The organism is Chryseobacterium sp. HR92 (assembly GCF_045689405.1).
Classification (GTDB): domain Bacteria; phylum Bacteroidota; class Bacteroidia; order Flavobacteriales; family Weeksellaceae; genus Chryseobacterium; species Chryseobacterium viscerum_A.
Map to the genome: position 1 here is coordinate 4,119,685 of NZ_CP139139.1, position 20,453 is coordinate 4,140,137.

The window sequence follows — 20,453 nt, forward strand, 5'->3', positions numbered from 1 at the left end:
TTTTTACCCTGTATTGTTATTGTTCTGATAGCTGATTTAGGGGAATTCCAACCGCGATCAAAATAGGGCATAAGATTCTTTCGATACACTCATCTTCCCTTCTATTGGATGCTTTTGAACCAGAAAAGTAATGGCTTATTCTATAGTTTTTCACAAACTGATTTCTTTTTTTTCCGATTGAATAATAGTATCCCCCTCTTTCATCATTGATAAAATAGGTCATTTCATTAAAATTCATCAGCTTTTTAGACAGTAAAAGTTTTCTGTAGATGCACTTCTCTGATTTATCAAAAATAAATTTCACAGGAATTCTGAAAAACAGATCAAACAGGAAATAGACCATATAAATTGCCCACAATCCCAATGCAATTTTGAACTGGTCTCCGGACATTTTATCCATAAAATAATATATAATCGTGGGAAGAACAATTACCCCCAATGCCATCCACCATACCAAAGTACGCAGGAAACTGTAATTGGGCATGAAGCTTATTTCACTTCCATTTTCTTCAAACTTATAACGGTCTTGGATGTCCATTCTCAGGATTATTAATATTCATAATATCCTCTGTTTCATTCACCATCTTCTGTATCCCTTTCTGAGTAAGCGCCTGGCCTATTGTAAGCTGTTTTTCTTTACCATCTACTACAAAATAAACAGACAGCATTACATTGGTGGTGATAAAGCCCATATACTTTGTTGCCAGCACATGAAAGTTGCTGAAATTCTCTATCGGATAGGTTCTGGCCGGGACAAAAATGGTATGTTTCCCTGTAATCGTCATGCGATCCATATCAATGATAAATTTCTTAGTGAAAAAATTCACCAGAATAAGTGCTACCACGGCAATGATTACATAGCTAAGAGTCCTTACACTGTTAAAGAGTAATCCAGCTACAATCAGGAAGATAATGCAGAGCACCGTAATAAACACTGGCTGATTTTTAAAAATATATTGGTTTCCTTCCTGTTTGTAAAATTTGTAGTTATTCATAATTAATGTAATTGTTGTTTAAATTTTAGTTTTGGTTTGATGGTATAAAAAACGACTTATAGGACAATGATTTATAAGAGGCATCTGAGACAATTATTTTATCGGGCTTCATATGTATATATTTAAAGTGTTTTTTTAATTCGTCATTCTTTTAATTGCCCCAGGTAGCCATCCAATTCAGATATTCACTTTTGTATTCATTATTGTTAAGTTTGGTGATAAGGTTTTTCAGTTCTTCTTTCTCAAACTCATAATCAGAAACTGTGAAAATCAGGAAAATATCTTTGCCTGTGATCTTTGCGAAAAAGTTTTCATTTTTAAGTTTTTCCAGTACTTCAATACAAATGGAATACAACTTAGCCTGAAAACTTTCAAACCATTGATCATCGTCATCATGCTTATCCAGTTCTGCTCTCAGCTGAGTACAGATTTTATTGAATTCTTCATCGGCTCCTTCCATTTCATAGGCCCATTCTGCCGGTTCATATTTATAATAAAGAGCATCGTCCTCATCTGCTTTCTCCATTACTTTCAATGTATTGGCAGCAGGGCAAACCGTCATTGCCCCCTCATCACTATACAGTGCAAAACTATAAATCCCCTCTGCTCCATGTTTTTCATACACTTCTAAAAAAGCTTTCTTGGCTGCGTCTTCAATCCGCTGTTTCAAAATTTCAAAATCCATACTTCTATTCTTTTTTAAAATGGGCGGTAAAAATACCTTAATCCTATCAAATCAGAACATTATATTCTTTAGAAGTACAGCCAAATTCATGATTATAGCTATTGTATTTTATAATTTCATGATCAGTTGTTTGGGGCATTCCCACATATAGCCCCTGTTTTTGATTAATCCACAATGCACAAGACAGAAAAGTGTAGAATGATAAAATATCCATTAAAAAAGAAGTTTAGTTCAATGAAAATATGTTTTTAGACTTTTTCAAGAGTATTTTATAAATAAACTCTGACTGCATTTACTTTTATACTTTAAATCACTAAAGTTTTTCTATTTAGGTCAAAAGCTTCATTTTTATGACTTATCATAGCCACTTAGATACGAGTAAGTGTAAAATAAGATTTTTTTGTGAAAATTTATACGATTTCTAGATCGTTTTTTATTCAAAACCATTACTTTTTTGCCAACAACATCATTAGAAATATACAAATTTCTTTAAAAATGAGTTCGTCAACCTCTTATTTTCAGTATAAATTTGCTTATTCTTCTATATTGTACAATAGAAAATATTACCATACAACCTCCGGTTAAAGACTGTAGTTTTCTTTAGATAATCATCATGTAATTTATACTTTTTCAAATTTCAAATATTTCACCAAAACTCAGCTCTCATTCATAGCAAAATTTGCATTTGTGTATAGAGTAAAATACAAATCATTTACACATTATATCCCATTGAAGTGATGTGATATTTTTTAGTTTTGAAAACATCAACGTTGACGAAAAGATTCTGCATGTTTAAATTGTATGTGTACAGTATATGATAAACAAAAGAATTATTCACCCCAATGTCAGGGTTTGTATGGCAAAAATGATTTTATACAACACAACAAAAATTATCAAAATGAAAAAATTAAATGGAATGAAGGGCGGCTTCTCTTCTACAGAAAACAAAAAATTACAAAGAAAAGATTTAAAATCTATTTTAGGTGGAGATGATTATAAATATGTAGAAACAGATTGTGGTTCTACATGTTATGATAAAGAGACATGGAAAGATGGAGTTCGTATCAGTACTTTAAAAATAGATACCAGTCTTAATTAATATTATCACAGATAGAGGGCCACCCCTCTATCTTTTTTATCAAATTGTATTCCTTAGAAAATTTATGAAAAAAGATATTTGGAACTATACTTCATATGCTTTAATAGCTATAATCTTTACTCTTACAGCTTGTAAGAGCAGAAATTTAAACTATATAATCTACTATAATAAAATCAATGAAATCGACAGTATATTTCGTTTTCAAAAGGATACAATATCTGCAATCAAACAATACAAAAAGATATTCAGACAATATCCTCCCAAAAACCAGGAACGGAGAGAAGAATATGAAAATTACATAAAGCTTGCAGATCAACATCACAAAAATTTCGGAGGGAAGAAAAGTCTTTACAAGCTTATTCCGTTAGTTGCACCTAATTGGAAATATAAAAAGGAAGACACCAGCTTTATACAACTTTATCAAAAATATGGTATTGGCAGGCAGGAAATGGAATGGAAAGTTGAAGAATGGAAAAAAGGGCTTAATCAAAAACTTGCAGATTCTTTTGCTGTAGCATTTAAACGTGATCAGAGTAGCCGAAATGATCTAAATTATCAGGAAATCACTAAAAATGACAAAAAAAATGTTGAACTCCTAAAATGGATGTTTGAAAATTATGGTTTTCCAAGTATGCAAAAAATTGGTTTGTTAAATGGTGATTTTTTTATGCCTTCAGGACCTCTATTACTACATATGGCAGATTATGACGAATACCATCAATATTTTAAAACCAAAATATTAGAATATGTAAAATCTGGTGAGTGCCCACCAAGAGACTACGCTGCTATGATAGATAGAAATAATTTACATCATAAAGTACCTTATACTTATGGCGTTTATCAAGGATATGAAAATATAAAAGATTCTGCAACTGTCAATCGTAATCGCAAAAGCATAGGGCTGCCAAGCTTAAAGCACGCTCAGTTGATCACAAAAGATTTCTTTAAAAAAATAAAAAAGAAAAATTGATACTTATTATTTCTCAAAAAAACGAAATAACCACAACAGAAGTCATTAAATGGCTACTAAAATTGGGGAAAAGCTTTATCCGGGTGCATGAAGATGAAATTTTTGATATTAGAATCAAAGAAAGACGGATTTATCTAGAAAGCCCGAGAAATTGTTTTTTTATTGATGAAATTACCAGTTTATGGTATAGAAGAGGTGGATTGAATTTTAACCGCCTGCATTATAAAAATAAAGCAATTAATCTAAATATGAATGAATATCAACACTGGCTGGAAGATTATGTAATAAAGGTTTTAGAGTCAAAAAAACATATTAATAAACAAAGCAATAGTGATATCAATAAACTTCTGGTGCTTGAAGAGGCGCAAAAGGCAGGATTAGATGTTCCGTATTATTTTCTGGCTGACACTACAGATGATGTTACTTTAAATAAAACAATCATCAAAACCATTGGTGGAAATCCGCGAATGGAAAGCATACTCAAAGATTCCAGTGGCATGATGTATACAACAGTTGTTCAAGAAAATGAAGATGAAAATTTTTTTATCACTTTCTTTCAGGAAAAAATCGAAAAAGACTTTGAGATCAGAAGCTTTTATCTAAATGGTAAGGTTTGGTCTACAGCCATTTTTTCACAAAATGATAACCGAACTAAAATTGACTTTAGGAAATACAATGATGAAAAACCAAATAGAAAAGTACCTTATAATCTTCCGAAAAATATTGAACAAAAAATACACCTGCTAATGCAGTCATTAGATCTTAATTCCGGTTCTCTTGATTTCATTAAAAAAGATAGTAAATATTATTTTTTAGAAGTCAATCCTGTAGGTCAGTTTCTGGGAATGTCAGTAATGTGTAATTATTTATTAGAAAAAGAAATAGCTGATTATTTATGAAAAGAGATTTTACAAACAAAGAAAAACATAAACTTCCTCTCACATTTAAATATATTGACGTTGTAAAAAGTAAAAGCCGTGAGAAAAAGCATTTTAGTGTTACCATTCCTTGTGAAAAATATTATACGGATTCTTATGCTAAACTTAATCCTTATAAATTTCTGACAAGGCTATTATGAGATATTTTAATCTATTCTCCACTATCCTGATCACCAAAGGAGCCAGCAGAATTCTCATTTCGGATCTACAGAGAAATATATCTGAACTATATCCTCTGGAATTGTACGAGATTGTAGAAGATATGAAAAATCATTCTCTTGAAGACATTCTAAAAGATTATGATGAAGAATCCACAGCAATTGTTCATGAATATATCAATCTCCTGCTGGAAAAAGAATACGGATTTATTACTGAAAACGATTGGGACAGGAACTTCCCTCCTCTTTCTTATGAATACCATGAGCCCAGTATCATTACAGATCTCTTTATAGAAATGGAAGATATTGTGTTGCTGAAAAAAATAAAACCATCTATAGAAAACCTTGGCATTAAACATTTGGTTATTTACAGTTTAAAACCATTAACAATAAATGAATTCATAGAAATTGATGATGTATTTAAAACCTCCGTGCTTTCGGGAATAGAAATATTCTCTCCGTTTCATAAGGAAACCAATCTATCTTTTATACAGGCTCTTCAAAAAAATACAGTCAGAATATACAGTCTCATTTTTTACAATTGTTCAAAACCTCCTTTCAAAGCTAAAGATGAGTATAGATTCTCGCTGAATTTCCTGAAAGATGACCTGAAAATATCTGCCTGTGGAAAAGTGGAACTGAAATATTTCAACACCAACCTTCCAAAAGTACTGGAAGCGATGAACCATAATTCCTGCCTGTATAAAAAGATAGGTATTGACCGAAACGGCAGCATTAAGAACTGTCCGCTGATGGCTGAAAGCTTTGGAAACATTCGGAATAACAACCTTGAAGAAGCTATCACCCAACCTGATTTCAAAAAATACTGGAATCTAACCAAAGACAATATAGAAATCTGTAAAGACTGCGAGTTCCGTTATGTCTGCACAGACTGCAGGGCGTATACCGAAAATGCAGAAAAAAACAAAGAAGGACTCAATATATCAAAACCTCTGAAATGCGGCTATAATCCCTATACAGGAAACTGGGAAGACTGGACAAAAAATCCTTTGAAGCAAAAAAAATTTAATTCGCTAGAACTCAAATAGTATTTCTCATCCCCCTTATATTCAAAAACGGCTTTTAAATAGAATTTAAAAGCCGTTTATTATTTTATTTATAAAGTGATTATTCCTTATTTGAAAAACTTCCATTTCGGGATAATGGCAAGCATTCCGAATCCTGTAAACAGAAAAAGGTTGGTAACATCTGTATATAAGAATGTAGACAGGTAATAATTGTGCATAAAGAAGTGCATCACCAGTAAAGCCGGAAACATGAAGATTCCTATTTTTCTGTAGAAGAACATCAGTACCAGCCCGATCATCATCAATACATCAATTGAAAAAATAACATAGAAATACCACCTTGGGATCTCCAGATATTCATGCTGCAGATATTCATCCACATCTATTCCAAGTCCCATTATAGTAAACAACATTAAGGCTGCAAATGCCAGTACAAATCCCCATCCTTTCTTCGGATCTTCGTCAAAATAGCTGTATTCTTCCATACCTACAAAAATAAAGAACTTATGAGAGATTTCATAAGTTCTTTTATAATTATTCGTTTAAAATTTGACTTATACAGAGATAGCGTTGATCAGTCTGTTTTTGTCACTTAAGAATTCTTCCATAGAAATCATACTTTCAGTTCTCATTACGTCCTGAATGTCATCTATCTGATAAATAATTCTTTTAGCATCATCCGTATTCTTAGCTCTTACTTTACAGAAAATATTATATTTCCCTGAAATAACGCTAGCTTCAATGACGTTAGGTAAAGTTGACAATTCTTTCAATACTTCCTGAGTACGGTTTGATTTTGTCAAAAGGATCCCTATGAAAGCTGTAAAGTGATAATCCAGCTTACCATAATCGATATTAAGAGATGATCCCAAAATAATACCTGCATCTTCCATCTTTTTCACTCTTACGTGAATTGTTCCAGCAGAAACATCCATCTGCTTTGCAATTTCAGTAAAAGGCATTCTTGTGTTTTCTACTAAGAAATCAAGAATTTTCTTGTCTATTTCGTCCAGTTGATAGTTCATATTAGTTAAATTACAATTTCTTTAAAAAATCTATGTATTTTTTGCAAATTTACGAAAAATAATTTAACTAAAAAATATATATCAAATATTAACAATAATTAACACAGATGATAAAAATCATTAAAATATTCTAATTATTTACTATTCGATTTTATAGAATCTGTTTTTATTTCACCTTTTGCATCTGAAGTTTTTTTGTCTTTTTTCTTCTTTTTAAACAAAGAATTGAAGCTTTTACTCCACACAACACCTCCTCCATAGGCTTGATTTGCAGAACCGTTTGTACTCACCATTCCCATACCGATATTGGTAGGTTTAGAATACCCTCGTATGATCAAACTTCCATCATTCTTTTTAGAAAGGTCATATTCTACAGATCCTTCTCCGGAAAGATAGTTATTCTGTGTGTTATCTGTTTTCGATAGAGGAATTCCCAGTCCGGTTTTAATATTAACTCTAGGAGAAAGTGCTACACTTACTCCTGCATTCGCTCTGTCACCAACTGTCGAATTCTGATCTCCTTTTACGTAATTAAGGTCAATCTGGAATTCATTACTCATTGTATTAAGAACAGATCCCAGCTGTTTAAGAAGCATATTATACCCTTGTGATTCTGCAACGTTACCTACATTTACTTCTACTCCACCACTATTGGATACGTTAAAGGTACTCAATAAAAGAACCGAACCGAATTGAAGTACTTTCTCACCTTCCTGACTCATTTTAGCAGCCAGCGTTTCTCTTACCTGGCTGGACACATCCATAGCAGTTACATTCAGATCAATCTGAGGGTCTACCAAAGATTGGGTAATATGAGCTTGTAACAAAACACTGATAGGCTGTAGTTTTCCCATACTCAGATATTCCCCAACATTGGCCACCATTCTTATATAATTGGCATTAATGTCTAATGCAGGCTTCATAGCATCACCATCCCATCTGATACTACTGTTCCTTTCTATCTGGAAAGTTTTATTAAGAATTGCCTTAGAGACAAATGTTCCGTTATCTACTTTATAAGTACCGCTCATGGCGATATTTCCCTGTCTGTTCATGTGGAACCTCAACGGATCTGCAGAACCTTTTACGGTAATATTTCCTACATCATCTCCCACCAGTACATTTACGGTAGTTCCTTTATCTACGGCCAGATTGAAATCAATATTCATATTGGCTCCTGTTTTCTTCTTTTCTTCCAGTGTAATAAGACCATCTTTTCCTTCTTTGAGGAACCTCAGCATCTTGAACTCTTCGACATTAGATGTAGAACTGGAATTAAAGGTAAAGGTACTTCCGTTAAGGGCCTTCATATTAGGAGTCGTAATACTTAGTCCTGAAACAGGTCCATCTACATAAAGATCTCCCTGCCCGTAAACTCTTCCCCAGAACAGGTCAAAATCTTTTTGAGTAGTATTAAGCATCAACAGATTGTCTGCCCTCATTACGAGAGATACCCCCATTGAAGAGAGAGTCTCAAACTGGATCGCCCCGGAAACATTTCCTTTAGAATTAGTCCTTCCATCATGCACCTCAATATTGTTGAGAATGGCTAGTCCTTTGGTCAGCTGAATCACAGTATCATCAAACGAATAGTCTACTCCGGTAAATAAAAGCTTTAATCCAAAATCTTTTAAAGCTATATCACCATTATAATCCAGATTATTGAGCTTTCCATTGATTTTAAGATCTCCGGTTGCTTTTCCTCTAAGATTTCCGAAAATAGTCTGTACAAACTGCTGAGTAAATGAAAGATCAAAATCACGCATTTCCGCCGTAAGATCAATGATGGGAGAAGAGGTATTATTATTAACGGTTCCTGTAAGGTTAAGACTGTTATTTCCAAGGACTCCTGCAGAATGAACTTTTACATCTATATCATAAACGTTAAGTGAGAAACCATTGGTAGCAGAGATAGAGATATCCCCCATATCGTTGCCGTTCATCTTGATATCATCAATAGTAAGATCTACCAGTGGCTGAAGAGTGCTTTTGTCCATTTTGATCTTGACACTTCCATTGGCAAGGCCTTTTATACCCATTGTATTTCCCCCTGACTGCATTTCCAGGAGTTTTTCTACAGAAAAATCATTGATATCAGCATCTACATAAAAATCTTTCGCCGATTTAAATTGTGCTTCTTTAATAAGCAAAGCACTTTTATCGGAATAAACCCTCAGGTTTCTGATATCAAAATCTCCTGTATTCCTTCTATAGGTAATGGAGTGATTCAGTTCCGGACTTGTATCTATAGCCCAGGTCACTTCATTGAATTTCACTTCGGTAGGCTCAAATCTGAATACATAATCACCCGCTGCATCGGTAGACTGATCTACATTAATAGCATATTCTTTAAGCTTTTCATTAATTTCATCATCAGGACTTCCATGCTTAAATACGGTAGCTAAATGAAGAGTATTTCCATTCTCATTATTTCCTTTAAGCTCAAAGTCTTTGATTACATTTTTGTTATAAACTACCCTGTTAATCTTTGCATACAACTGCTGGCTAAGATCTGCTGTGTTAATTCTCACTTTAACACTATCCACCATTGCACTGTCTCTGTTAAGATTTTTCCGGTCATTAACTTTATAATCAGGATTGGAATCTGCCAGCGCTTTATCAGCATCTGTAATTTCCTCTTCCTTCGTCATTATATATTTCAAAGAAGCAGCATCCAGATTCAGAATAAGGTTGTTTGAATTTCCGTCGTATTCTCCTTCCACTAAAGCTCCCTGTGGCAGTTTAAGTTCCGGTAAAAAGTAATTTACAAGCCCCTGCTGAACATCAAAATTCAAAGCAAAATTCTGTCCACGGTATAATTTTCTCGGTGGTGGCCCCACCAATATTCTTCCCACTCCGTTTTCTACCATGCCTGCGAGATCTGCAAGGCTGTATCTTCCCGATATTTTTCCTGTAGCAGCTCCCGGAGCATCTACATCAATCACACGGCCTCCCGCTTCCACGAATGTCTTTAATTTGGCATTCGGAATAGTATATTTTTGAGTTGCCGTAGCAAAATTCAGATTATTGGCATTGACATCTAAAGTAAGATCATTAATGGAAGACATGGCCATCTTTCCTTCTACCTGACCGCTTACCACCTGACTGCCAGGTTTATTGGTAAAGTAATTCATGTTAAGGTAGGTGACATCCGCGTTCACATCCATAGCAACTCTTGAAGTACTGAAATCTATTAATCCTTTAATCGTTGCTTTTGCCTGTTCATCATTAACAGTAATAAGTCCGTTATATTTTTTATGATCCAATAATCCGTCCAGGTATAGATTATTGATCGTTTTATCCATAATTTCAATGCTTGCAATCTGAGATTTAGTTGTCAGACGCATGGTATTAACATCAAAGCTTTGACCATTAAGATCAAATTTACCAGAGATCAAGCCTACTGTTTTATTCTTTGTAATAACAGATGTATTAAGGTCTTTCACATCAAGATAACCGGAATATTTAGGCATTGCAGTGCTGTAACCGGATAAGGTAAGTTTGGATATTTTAGCCTGCCCTATTCCCGTCATTAAATTTCCACTCTCTACATAGATCTGATCCGGATTTACTTTTGCTGTTCCGTTATACTTTAATTTCCCGAAATCATCTGCAAAATTCTTCATCTTTTTGGAGATAAAGGAAGGCATCATTGCTTTTAAATCCTTATAAGTAAAATCTGCGGAAAGATCTTTTGTCTCAATGGCAAAATGTCCTTTCAGCAGGTTATCAATCTTCATTGTTTTGGTTGCAATATTGACGTCAGGATTTCTGATCAGGAAATTTTCCAGATGGAATTTGTTCAGAGGCCCTGTCATTTTCCCCGCAAGGTTGAATGGCTTGATATTATCCCAGTTCGTCACAAAATAACTGATGTCATAACCGCTAAGTTGACTTCCCTGCTGGATATTCATATCCCAACGCACTTTGTCTGCAAAATCCGCCCAGGACCCGTCATGAAGATTAAATTTAATATCTCCCTGAAGTAAGCTATGATCTGTATTGAGCGTAAGGTCTTTTAACGACAAAAACTGCTTCGTTAGAGACAGTTCTGTTGAAAAAGTATCGACAAAATGAGATTTTCCCCATCTTGAAGTCACAAAAGACATATTATTGATCAACGCCGAAACATTCGGTCCATTGACTTTTACATTAGGTGCTTTTAAGTTGAATTTTGTTGCCGTAAGCCACTTCCCTTGTTCTCCGGGAGAATTTTCATTGATAATGGAAACTTTAGAATCAATAATCTGAATTCTGGAATTCAGCTGAAAAGGAGGTTTTTTCGGGTCTCTTTTCTTTCCGTTATCGAAGAGGTCAACAAATCTTACAAAGTTTGATATGCTGTCTCCTTTATAAGTAATCACTTTTACATCAGCATTTACCAGAGCCAGGGAGTTAAAACTTAAAGAATTACTGTTTCCTGAGATGGCATTTACAGCAAGAGATATCCAGTCTGAATCTGCACGAAACTCGCGGGCTGTGATAAAATTAAATCCTTTATAGTCTTTTACTTTTAACCCTTTTATTGTTACATCACCGAAGTAGTTTACGTCTACACTTTCTGTAGAAAAATCAGATTTAAAATCATTATTAACAAGCTTTAGCGCCTGATCTGCTGCCCATTTTTTCGTTACCGGAAGATTGACGGCAATAAGTACTCCTCCTACAAGAAAAATACCCAGCCAAAAGAGAATTAAGAGAAGTTTTGCCCACCAGGTATAGCTGGTAACATCCTTCACAGCCTGTTTCCCAAACTCTTCAGCCGTTTCCACAGGATGATGTATGGCATCTGAAGCCAGCTCAGATGCTTCTTTTACTGTCTCCCGAACTTTTTCTTCTACATTTTCGACAGTTTTCTGTACCTGATCACCTAGGTTTTCAGCTACTGATTTTTTATTCTCATTCTCGTTATTATTCTCTAACTTTGCCATTATTATGAGCGACTCTATAATTTTAGGTATTGAATCGTCCTGCGACGACACCTCAGCAGCTATCATCAAGGGAAATTCTATTCTTTCAAACATTGCCGCGAACCAGGCCATCCACAAAGAATATGGTGGTGTTGTCCCTGAATTGGCTTCACGAGCCCATCAGCAAAATATTATCCCCGTTGTTGAAAAATCTTTTTCTAAAGCAAATATACAACAAAATGCTATCTCTGCTATAGGATTTACTCGCGGACCGGGACTTTTAGGATCTCTTCTTGTAGGAACATCATTTGCTAAGTCTTTGGCTATGAGCCTGAATGTACCTTTGATTGAAGTAAATCACCTTCAAGCCCACATTCTGGCCCATTTCATCGAAGATGCAAATCCTGTGCCGCCTACTTTCCCATTCTTATGTCTTACGGTAAGTGGCGGACATACCATGATTGTACTGGTAAAAGACTATTTCGATATGGAAATCATCGGGAAAACCATTGATGATGCCGCAGGAGAAGCTTTTGATAAAATCGGAAAGATTTTTGACCTTGACTATCCAGCAGGACCTATTATCGACAGATTGTCGAAAGAAGGGAATCCTGATGCGTTTAAATTCAACAAACCGAAGTTGGAAAACTACGATTATTCTTTCAGTGGTATTAAAACTTCCGTGTTGTATTTCATCCAGAAAGAAGTCAGACAAAATCCGGATTTCATCAAGGAAAATCTTAATGATCTTTGTGCTTCTGTACAGAAATCCATCATCGAAATTCTGATGAATAAGCTAGAAAAAGCGGCCAAAGATCTCAATGTAAATCAGGTGGCTATTGCAGGTGGTGTATCGGCTAATTCTGCCCTTAGAAAAGCAATGGAAGACAACAAAGAAAGACTGGGTTGGGATATCTACATTCCAAAATTTGAATATACAACAGATAATGCAGCCATGATTGCCATGGTAGCGAAGCTGAAATTTGAGCGGGGAGAATTTACAGATTTAAGAACTTCCGCAACGGCAAAATACGATTTATGAAAATACTCTTAGAAGAAAAAGTACTGGGGACACAGTCTAAAAAGAATTCAAAATATTACTGGGTATTAGAAACTGTCACAGGAAAGCACGAGGGATCAGAAACTTTTTCAGAGTTTACCGGAGGAAGTTCTGAGACAGGATATATTCAGGATATAAAAGATGAAGTTTTAAAATTAATCAATTCTGAACATCTTTTTAGTTTTCCTTATACTCCAAAAGAAGGAGATTATTTATCAATCAAAAATAATTTGAGAAAACAGGAATATTTAAATCTGATTTTTATTAATAATATCTGGATAGAAGAAATATACATGTGTTCTTACAGGGAGTGTGATACAGACATATACACAACCATTAAAACAGGAGTTGCATTTATAAGTCAGGATATATGAAATTATTTTACGGAGAAATAGCAGATCAAAAAGTGATCATCAACGATGAAGAACAACAACATATTGTAAAAGTTCTTCGTATGAAAGATGGTGAAGATATTCATGTGACGGATGGAAAAGGAAAGCTGGCTTCCGGAAAACTTATTATAGAAGGGAAGAAAGCAGGTATTGAAGTTTCTGAGATCAAAGAAAACCTGCCAGAATTCAATCCGAAACTTCATATTGCGATTGCTCCCACCAAAAATATAGACAGAATCGAGTTCTTTGTAGAAAAGGCTGTGGAAATGGGTGTTTCTGAGATCAGTATTATTGTAACAGAGAAAACAGAACGTAAAAATATCAATATTGATAAAATCAGAAAACAGGCTGTTGCCGCGTCTAAGCAAAGTCTGAGATTTCATTTCCCGATCATCAATGATGCTGTAAAACTAACGGATTTTCTGAAAAACGTTGATCCGGAACATACTTTTGTAGCACACTGTCATGAAAATCTGGAAAGAATTGATCTTAAAAACATTCCCCAAATGGAACAGCTTACGTTTCTAATAGGCCCTGAGGGTGATTTTTCTGAAAAGGAAATTGTATTTCTGGCAGAAAATAAAGTAAAAGCGGTCTCCCTTGGAAATCAAAGACTGAGAACTGAAACTGCAGGCGTTTTTGTAGCCGCATGGAATTATTATAATATGATATAGATAACAAAAAGAGAAGGCCAGAAACCTTCTCTTTTTTATTTCTGAATATTATTTCCAGCCAATATTATTTTCTCTCAGATATTTCTCAAAAATCTGCTGTCCGCTTCTCATGGAGTTGACCGCCCAAAGGATTTTCATTCTTAAAAGCTTTTCTTCATTCAGTTTATAATCAATATCAGATTTTATCAGCTTCTGTTTCAATTCATACATACAGATTGAAGCGGCTACAGAAACGTTGAAACTTCTCGTAAAGCCATACATCGGAATTGCCAGCGTTTCATCTGCAAAATCTAAGATTTCCTGAGAAACCCCTTCCATCTCTGTTCCAAAAACTAAGGCAATGGGTTCTGTAATTTCATATTCAGGCAGCATTTTAGCATTATTTTCCAATGAAACCACCACAATTTTGTATCCTCTGTCTTTAATACTCTGAAAGGATTCCATATTTCGGGGAAGCTTTTCTACTTCAACCCAGGTATCTGCACCCTTTGTTACCCGAAGATTCGGTTCAAAACTGTATTCTTCCTGCAAAGCCACTACTTTATGAAAACCACAGGCTTCCACAGAACGTACAATTGCTGCTGCATTTCGAAACTGATAAACATCCTCTACAACAGGAAGTACAAAATCTGAACTTTCCTGGGAAAAATGTTCAATTTTCGCGAGTCTTTCTTCGGTTAAAAACTGTTTTAAATATTCAAAAGTTTGCGCTAAGTCTTTCATCCGCATTCAGTTATTTTTTTCAATAGCCCCATAAAACGTCTGCAATTTCCATTTTATTTTTATAAAATTTTAATCTAAGCGTTTCATTCATTTTCAAATCTTTGCAAATTAACGTAATTTTGACCTATGAACCCTAATCGGGCTCCAATTCTTAATTAAAAATAGTACATGAAGCGAAAAGTCCTGCTCATCTATACCGGTGGAACCATCGGAATGGAAAAAGATTATGAAACCGGAAGTCTCCGTGCCTTTGATTTTGGTAATATATTTGAAAAAATGCCTGAAATGAAGCTCATGGAATGTGAGGTTTTCGTTCATCCTTTCGCCAAACCATTAGATTCCTCAGATATGGGACCTGAAGAATGGAGAGTAATCGCCAATTATATTCAAAAAAATTATAATGATTATGATGGTTTTCTGATTCTTCACGGGACAGATACTATGTCTTATACTGCATCAGCATTAAGTTTCATGCTTAAAGGATTAAGAAAACCGGTGATCATGACGGGTTCTCAACTGCCGATTGGTGACTTGAGAACTGATGCGAAAGAAAATCTTCTGACCAGCCTTTATTATGCCAGTCTTTATGAGAATGATGAAGCAGTGATTCAGGAGGTTGCCATATATTTTGAATATAAACTATTAAGAGGAAACAGAACCTTGAAATATTCTGCGGAGTATTTTGATGCGTATGCAAGTCCGAACTATCCTATTTTGGGGCAATCCGGAGTTCATTTGAATATTATTAAAGATAATTTGTTCCGCTGTAATCCGGAGGTGGAATTCCATGTGGATGAACATATTTCCGAAGATATTTTATTCTGGAGAATTTTTCCGGGAATGCACTTAAGCCACTTCAGAGAAATCCCTAAAATGAAGGTTCTTATTCTTCAGGTTTTCGGTTCAGGAACTATTTTCAGCAGTGCAAAAACTCAGGAAACACTTCAGGAAATCAGAAATAACGGAACGGAAATCGTAGTGGTAAGCCAGTGTATTTCAGGAGGTATCACATTTGGGAAGTATGAAAACAGTAATATTTTCTCAAGGATCGGAGCAATCAGCGGAAGAGATATGACTGCGGAAACAGCGATTACCAAAGCAATGCACCTTATTGATAATCCAAGCTACTCCGGAAGCTTTGCTGATAATTTCACCAGAAGCCTTTGTGGAGAAATTACGGATTAAATTGCAAGAATAATTTGGATATTAAAGAAATTACACTATTTTTGCAATCTCAAAAAGAGAGGTGTCCGAGTGGTTGAAGGAGCTACCCTGGAAAGGTAGTATACGGGTAACTGTATCGAGGGTTCGAATCCCTTCCTCTCTGCAAGAAAATAAAATCCTGTGCTTACATTAGCACAGGATTTTTTAGTTAAAATACTTCGCCTATTTTCTCTAAGTATTTCTACTCAAGACAACAATTGGTAATTTATACTATAAAATATAATCTCTGTTCTTCGTTACTTTGAAATACAATCTAACCATCTAAAATCCAAATCAATATGACATCAACAAGTGTAAATGCAAATTCTTCAGGTCAGCTGGTACTTGGAAACGGAGCACAGTTCTGGGTGTATCTTTCCCCGCAAAATGATACATCTAAAATGATTTCTACATGGCGTGTAACTTTTTCTCAGGGAAACTGGAGCGACTTCATCTCAAGTGAGAATCCTACCAAACAAATTCAAACCCCTAATCTTTCAGGGATATTTGAAATTAAAGTAGAATTATTAAGCGGATCTACCGGTACATGGCGTCAGATTCCACCACAACAGGGAAGTCATAATGAAATAGGCTGTAATTCCAACTGTGCTTCTATGGTAGGCATCGTTGCAGACAGTACAAACCCTCCTATCGGAGCCATTAATGCTCATTTTTGGACAACATGGGATGCTATGTGCGGAGTAAGACAGAACTAAATGTAAATAACAGTCCATAAAACCAGATTGCCACAGTATTTTATATATTGTGCCAATTTATTATTCCTGCGGAGAGGATCAGTACAACACTTTTAAAATGAGCAGTGGTCAGAAAACTATTAATTCTAAGAATTTGTTTATTTCCTTTTTCACTAAATTCGCTTATTCAAATATGATTCCTCAATATGTATAAATTCCGAACAGTATTCTTATTGCTGTTATTTTCAGCTTTCTTTCTATTTCCACAATGGGCAAAAGCCAGTGCTTACTGGATGGAAATTCATGGATCAGGAAAATTAAAAGATCCTGTCAAAGTTCAGGTCTTTTATGGTTTTATTGATGATCTTAGTGAACGTCACCGGACTACAGGACCAGAATTTCGGGAGATCAAAAATTTCCGTTTCTTTATTCTTAATACCAGAGGAGAAAAATCCACACTTGAATTGAAAATGGAGGGAGATCACTGGGAAGCAACTTTTACCCCTAATAGTGAAGGAACTTACCGGATTTTAGGCATGAATGACCAACTGCCTGTTCTTCTGCGTTCTAAAAATCCTGATGAAAATGTACGCCCTATTGATTTTATGTGTGGTGCTTATCATGTCGGGAAACCTTCGGAGAGTATGTCACCAGCCCAGTTCATGGATATTATTCTTCAGGAAAGGAATGGTGTCTATACCGTTTCTCCATATCGAAATATGAAACCCGTAGAAAAGGGAGCTCCAATCAGAATATTCAACCCCGAAAACTGGGAGAAGAATATTTCTATTGATGAAAATCACCAAGCTGTTTTTAAACCGACCCTCCCTGGGCTGTATGTAATCCGACAGGACTGGAATGATACTACTCCGGGAACTTTTCAGGGGAATTCTTATGGAAAAATACGCTACCGGAATAATTACTGCCTTTGGATCAACTGATCCTATCTTTCTAAAAAATAAAAATCCCAGACTTACGTCCGGGATTTTCCAATTATTATATATTCTATTTAAAACTTTAAAGAAACACTTCCAAGAAAACGTGCCGGAGCCTGTGGTGTCAAACGTACAGACCATGCTTTTTCATTAGTGATATTGTCAAATTTCAATCCTACTCTATATTTCGGCTGATCATAGAAAATTCCCAGATCAAACATTTTATAAGATGGAATAATCACTTTTGCTGTTTGTGTATTGGTTTGGTAGGAAGATGATCCCATATTTCCACCTCCACCTATTCCAAGTCCTTTTAATTTACCTTCAGAAATACGGTAGCTGATCCAAAAATTATACATATTGGCAGGTCCTGACAATGCAGGTCTTAAACCATCAACAGAAGGATTGGCATTGGTATATTTACTGTCGTTATAAGCATATCCCGCCACAATATTAAATCCATCAAACGGATTGGCAGTAATTTCAGCTTCTATCCCTTTGCTTAACTGTGTTCCGTCCTGTATCGAATAATTAACATCATCAGGATTGGTTCTTAAAATATTATCCACACGGATGTTATAATAGCTTAATGTTCCTACCAATCTGTGATTGAAAATATCTGCCTTCACCCCAAACTCCAACTGATTGGCATATTCCGGTCTGAATGTATTTCCGTTAATATCCACACCGCTTACGTTATTGAAACCATTCATATAATTTCCAAATAAGGAAACTTTATTTTTTAATATTTCATACACGATTCCCACCTTGGGAGAAAAAGCAGTCTGCCCATAAGGTCCCGACTGGGTTCCGCTATTGCTTAATCCTCCTTTAATTTCTCCTGTAGTGATATCATAAACTCCTTTAAACTGAAACCGGTCTACCCTCAAACTGGCCATCACCATAAGCTGGTCTGTGATATTGAATACATCTGATACATACGCAGCATAGGTATTATCACTATTATTTTCTTTTCTGAAAGCAGAAGTTGCTGTAAGAGCATCAATGATATTCTGATTAACTCTAAAATCTGCTGAAGGGTGAACAAAGTTGAATACTTTGGTATTGGTATGATAACGGTCGAAATGATTGGAATTGTTATAATAATCCAATCCCACCACCATTCTGTTTCTGAATCGTCCGATATGGAAATCTCCGATGAAATTCTGCTGGATATTGGTAGCAATAAACGACGTTGTCCCTACCATTACCTGAGCACTTGCTGTAGAATCTGTCTTTCCATTAATCGCAGAAATGTATCCTTTGATTGTTGATCTTGCACGGGATAATATGGTCTGGGATGTCCAGTTTTCTGAAACTTTATAGTTCAGTTGGGCAAAGATGTTCATCATCTGGGTTTCGTACGCCAGATCATCACCTAAGAATTTTTTATAATACGGAAACTTCATATCTTCAATAGACTGAGTTTTATTGCTTCCTGTATAAGGATTAAAACGGACAACAGATGTTCCTTTTGCCTGATTAAACTCTACGTCAAGAAGGAGCGACATACGATCATTAATCTGATAAGAGAAACTAGGCGCAATTGCTAAAGAATTGGTAAACCCAAGATCCTGGAAGCTCTTTTCAAAAGTTCCAGCTGCATTAAGACGGAAAAGAGCAGTTCTATCTTTGTTTACGGGAGTATTCACATCTACTGTCAGCCGGTTATAGCTCCAGCTTCCTCCCACGTAGCCTACTTCGCCGCCAAAATTGTTATAAGGTTTTTTCGTTACCCTGTTGTAGACTCCACCGTAGCTGCTGGCTACACTTTTCCCGAATAATGTAGCTGACGGTCCTTTAATAGCCTCTATACGTTCAAGATTTACGGGATCAATCACTGAGAATGCTGCTCCTGCTACTCCATTTCTCGCATTAGGTTCTGTTTCAAATCCTCTTGAACGGAATGTTACTCTTCCCTGGTTGGCAATCATAGGAACTCCCGCTCCCGGTACATTTTTAGAAATGCTTCCCAGATCTACAGCTACCTGTTCCTGAAAAAGTTCTTTTGTAACCGTATTGTATACTTGAGGGTTCTCTAAGTTTTTCAGGGGTAATCTTGCTACAAATCCGCTTTCTTTCTTGGAAAACCTGTTTGTATTTTTCATAATAACAACTTCCTGTATCGCCTGAATATTTTCTTTGGTAAGCTGATAGTCTAGTTTTGTGTCCTCACCTATTTTAACCTCAACAGGAAGACGGATTTCTTTACTTCCTAGAATTTGTAATTTTAGGGTATATGAACCTACATTAAGGTTTTCAAAATGATAATTCCCTTCATCATCCGTCAGAGTTTGGCGATCTGTCTCCAGCAATGAGACTGATATTGCTCTCAAAGGCTGCCCGTCGACCATACTTACTTTCCCTGTTATTCCTCCATGTACATCCTGGGCATACAGAGTTGTAAAGCTCAGCAACGAGAAGAAAAGGATGAGTAATTGTTGAGACCATTGTATGTTGTGATGGATGGATATAGCATTCTGTGTAGTCATTCCAGAGTGATTCATATGCCCTGAAGAGAGCATACATTCATTTGATTGTATCATTTTTTTCAGCCTTATTTAAAGTGATTATAAATAAAAGTGCAAAATAAGACAATAGCAAACTCTCCCACAACATTAATTTGAATTATTCTAAATAAATTTTAACCAATAGTTTTTTCATCCTGAAAATTGAAATATTAAAACAATAGTGTACAGCCGACTGTAAAAGTGATTGAATACAAAATTAATAATGAGTTATCCACTTTTCCACAAGTTATACACATTTTATTAACAATGGATTTTATTCCTAAATCTATCCTAAATCAGATGTTTATTTTGTCATGTTTTTAAACAGTATTAAAAGATTTTGAATAAACATTCTATGAACAAAGCTTATAATTTTGCGATCACGAAATATTCTCTCTGCGTTTCAACGGTATTTTTTTCCATCTCATGGTTTCGCAGTCATTTAACAGTAAC

The 20,453-nt window shown here is 35.3% G+C and carries 18 protein-coding genes and 1 tRNA gene; 11 read left to right on the forward strand and 8 right to left on the reverse strand.

Translation table 11 applies throughout. The features are described from left to right. Positions 1-16 precede the first annotated feature (16 nt). The 3 genes from SFA27_RS18545 to SFA27_RS18555 form a co-directional block, all read right to left on the reverse strand. The gene (locus tag SFA27_RS18545) at positions 17-538 is read right to left on the reverse strand and encodes a hypothetical protein (protein ID WP_407294164.1); all 522 of its coding nucleotides are present in this window, start codon (positions 536-538) and stop codon (positions 17-19) included. Then, positions 516-995: a hypothetical protein gene (locus SFA27_RS18550; protein ID WP_052184537.1), complete on the reverse strand. Its 480-nt coding sequence runs from the start codon at positions 993-995 to the stop codon at positions 516-518. Before SFA27_RS18550 ends, SFA27_RS18545 begins: the two co-directional genes overlap by 23 nt. A gap of 151 nt (positions 996-1,146) precedes the next feature. Then, positions 1,147-1,680 carry a DUF4303 domain-containing protein gene (locus SFA27_RS18555; protein WP_407294167.1) on the reverse strand — a complete coding sequence of 178 codons (534 nt, stop codon included), beginning with the start codon at positions 1,678-1,680 and terminating at the stop codon, positions 1,147-1,149. Between the two features lie 898 nt (positions 1,681-2,578). Between SFA27_RS18555 and SFA27_RS18560 the strand changes: the two genes are divergently transcribed. The 4 genes from SFA27_RS18560 (at position 2,579) to gwsS (ending at position 5,894) form a co-directional block, all read left to right on the forward strand. Next, entirely contained in the window at positions 2,579-2,779 is a 201-nt protein-coding gene (locus SFA27_RS18560; RefSeq protein ID WP_185097802.1) for a TIGR04139 family peptide modification target, read from the forward strand. A gap of 64 nt (positions 2,780-2,843) precedes the next feature. After that, entirely contained in the window at positions 2,844-3,749 is a 906-nt protein-coding gene (locus SFA27_RS18565) for a hypothetical protein (protein WP_047373653.1), read from the forward strand. Then, a complete protein-coding gene (gene gwsG / locus SFA27_RS18570; RefSeq protein ID WP_407294171.1) occupies positions 3,746-4,648 on the forward strand; it encodes a grasp-with-spasm system ATP-grasp peptide maturase in 903 nt (300 codons plus the stop codon). Before SFA27_RS18565 ends, gwsG begins: the two co-directional genes overlap by 4 nt. A gap of 175 nt (positions 4,649-4,823) precedes the next feature. Continuing rightward, positions 4,824-5,894 carry a grasp-with-spasm system SPASM domain peptide maturase gene (gwsS, locus tag SFA27_RS18575; protein WP_407294173.1) on the forward strand — a complete coding sequence of 357 codons (1,071 nt, stop codon included), beginning with the start codon at positions 4,824-4,826 and terminating at the stop codon, positions 5,892-5,894. 86 nt (positions 5,895-5,980) lie between these two features. On the opposite strand, the gene SFA27_RS18580 is transcribed toward gwsS, so the two are convergent. From SFA27_RS18580 to SFA27_RS18590, 3 genes are all read right to left on the reverse strand, one after another. Next, on the reverse strand, positions 5,981-6,358 hold the full coding sequence (locus SFA27_RS18580) for a hypothetical protein (protein ID WP_047373649.1): 378 nt from the start codon (positions 6,356-6,358) through the stop codon (positions 5,981-5,983). Between the two features lie 69 nt (positions 6,359-6,427). Next, complete coding sequence (locus SFA27_RS18585) at positions 6,428-6,898, reverse strand: Lrp/AsnC family transcriptional regulator (protein ID WP_034696982.1); 471 nt, start codon at positions 6,896-6,898, stop codon at positions 6,428-6,430. Between the two features lie 134 nt (positions 6,899-7,032). Further along, on the reverse strand, positions 7,033-11,829 hold the full coding sequence (locus SFA27_RS18590; RefSeq protein WP_407294176.1) for a translocation/assembly module TamB: 4,797 nt from the start codon (positions 11,827-11,829) through the stop codon (positions 7,033-7,035). A 4-nt stretch (positions 11,830-11,833) separates the two neighbouring features. On the opposite strand from SFA27_RS18590, the gene tsaD reads away from it, so the two are divergent. The 3 genes from tsaD to SFA27_RS18605 are packed head-to-tail and all read left to right on the forward strand — an operon-like array spanning position 11,834 to position 13,934. Beyond that, a complete protein-coding gene (gene tsaD / locus SFA27_RS18595) occupies positions 11,834-12,850 on the forward strand; it encodes a tRNA (adenosine(37)-N6)-threonylcarbamoyltransferase complex transferase subunit TsaD (RefSeq protein ID WP_264519079.1) in 1,017 nt (338 codons plus the stop codon). Beyond that, a complete protein-coding gene (locus SFA27_RS18600) occupies positions 12,847-13,242 on the forward strand; it encodes a hypothetical protein (protein ID WP_047373646.1) in 396 nt (131 codons plus the stop codon). Before tsaD ends, SFA27_RS18600 begins: the two co-directional genes overlap by 4 nt. Next, the gene (locus SFA27_RS18605; RefSeq protein WP_047373645.1) at positions 13,239-13,934 is read left to right on the forward strand and encodes a 16S rRNA (uracil(1498)-N(3))-methyltransferase; all 696 of its coding nucleotides are present in this window, start codon (positions 13,239-13,241) and stop codon (positions 13,932-13,934) included. Before SFA27_RS18600 ends, SFA27_RS18605 begins: the two co-directional genes overlap by 4 nt. 48 nt (positions 13,935-13,982) lie before the next feature. Here SFA27_RS18605 and SFA27_RS18610 read toward each other — a convergent pair whose 3' ends face one another. Beyond that, on the reverse strand, positions 13,983-14,663 hold the full coding sequence (locus tag SFA27_RS18610; RefSeq protein ID WP_407294179.1) for a TrmH family RNA methyltransferase: 681 nt from the start codon (positions 14,661-14,663) through the stop codon (positions 13,983-13,985). A gap of 162 nt (positions 14,664-14,825) precedes the next feature. Between SFA27_RS18610 and SFA27_RS18615 the strand changes: the two genes are divergently transcribed. The 4 genes from SFA27_RS18615 (at position 14,826) to SFA27_RS18630 (ending at position 17,496) form a co-directional block, all read left to right on the forward strand. Continuing rightward, complete coding sequence (locus tag SFA27_RS18615; RefSeq protein WP_407294181.1) at positions 14,826-15,842, forward strand: asparaginase; 1,017 nt, start codon at positions 14,826-14,828, stop codon at positions 15,840-15,842. Between the two features lie 55 nt (positions 15,843-15,897). Continuing rightward, positions 15,898-15,984: transfer RNA gene (locus tag SFA27_RS18620), tRNA-Ser, on the forward strand. Between the two features lie 175 nt (positions 15,985-16,159). Continuing rightward, a complete protein-coding gene (locus SFA27_RS18625) occupies positions 16,160-16,576 on the forward strand; it encodes a hypothetical protein (protein ID WP_047373642.1) in 417 nt (138 codons plus the stop codon). 185 nt (positions 16,577-16,761) lie between these two features. Then, positions 16,762-17,496, forward strand: coding sequence for a hypothetical protein (locus SFA27_RS18630; RefSeq protein ID WP_407294183.1), 735 nt, complete (start codon positions 16,762-16,764; stop codon positions 17,494-17,496). 68 nt (positions 17,497-17,564) lie between these two features. On the opposite strand, the gene SFA27_RS18635 is transcribed toward SFA27_RS18630, so the two are convergent. Beyond that, positions 17,565-20,036 carry a TonB-dependent receptor domain-containing protein gene (locus SFA27_RS18635; protein WP_407294185.1) on the reverse strand — a complete coding sequence of 824 codons (2,472 nt, stop codon included), beginning with the start codon at positions 20,034-20,036 and terminating at the stop codon, positions 17,565-17,567. Positions 20,037-20,453 lie beyond the last annotated feature (417 nt).

Bases quoted from the DNA above. Each gene is read 5' to 3' on its own strand.
- SFA27_RS18605 (WP_047373645.1), top strand. From the start codon at position 13,239: ATGAAATTATTTTACGGAGAAATAGCAGATCAAAAAGTGATCATCAAC.
- SFA27_RS18555 (WP_407294167.1), bottom strand. From the start codon at position 1,680: ATGGATTTTGAAATTTTGAAACAGCGGATTGAAGACGCAGCCAAGAAA.
- SFA27_RS18635 (WP_407294185.1), bottom strand. From the start codon at position 20,036: ATGATACAATCAAATGAATGTATGCTCTCTTCAGGGCATATGAATCAC.
- SFA27_RS18545 (WP_407294164.1), bottom strand. From the start codon at position 538: ATGGACATCCAAGACCGTTATAAGTTTGAAGAAAATGGAAGTGAAATA.
- SFA27_RS18590 (WP_407294176.1), bottom strand. From the start codon at position 11,829: ATGGCAAAGTTAGAGAATAATAACGAGAATGAGAATAAAAAATCAGTA.
- SFA27_RS18615 (WP_407294181.1), top strand. From the start codon at position 14,826: ATGAAGCGAAAAGTCCTGCTCATCTATACCGGTGGAACCATCGGAATG.
- SFA27_RS18600 (WP_047373646.1), top strand. From the start codon at position 12,847: ATGAAAATACTCTTAGAAGAAAAAGTACTGGGGACACAGTCTAAAAAG.
- SFA27_RS18585 (WP_034696982.1), bottom strand. From the start codon at position 6,898: ATGAACTATCAACTGGACGAAATAGACAAGAAAATTCTTGATTTCTTA.
- SFA27_RS18630 (WP_407294183.1), top strand. From the start codon at position 16,762: ATGTATAAATTCCGAACAGTATTCTTATTGCTGTTATTTTCAGCTTTC.
- SFA27_RS18550 (WP_052184537.1), bottom strand. From the start codon at position 995: ATGAATAACTACAAATTTTACAAACAGGAAGGAAACCAATATATTTTT.
- SFA27_RS18580 (WP_047373649.1), bottom strand. From the start codon at position 6,358: ATGGAAGAATACAGCTATTTTGACGAAGATCCGAAGAAAGGATGGGGA.
- tsaD (WP_264519079.1), top strand. From the start codon at position 11,834: ATGAGCGACTCTATAATTTTAGGTATTGAATCGTCCTGCGACGACACC.
- SFA27_RS18560 (WP_185097802.1), top strand. From the start codon at position 2,579: ATGAAAAAATTAAATGGAATGAAGGGCGGCTTCTCTTCTACAGAAAAC.
- SFA27_RS18610 (WP_407294179.1), bottom strand. From the start codon at position 14,663: ATGCGGATGAAAGACTTAGCGCAAACTTTTGAATATTTAAAACAGTTT.
- gwsS (WP_407294173.1), top strand. From the start codon at position 4,824: ATGAGATATTTTAATCTATTCTCCACTATCCTGATCACCAAAGGAGCC.
- SFA27_RS18625 (WP_047373642.1), top strand. From the start codon at position 16,160: ATGACATCAACAAGTGTAAATGCAAATTCTTCAGGTCAGCTGGTACTT.
- SFA27_RS18565 (WP_047373653.1), top strand. From the start codon at position 2,844: ATGAAAAAAGATATTTGGAACTATACTTCATATGCTTTAATAGCTATA.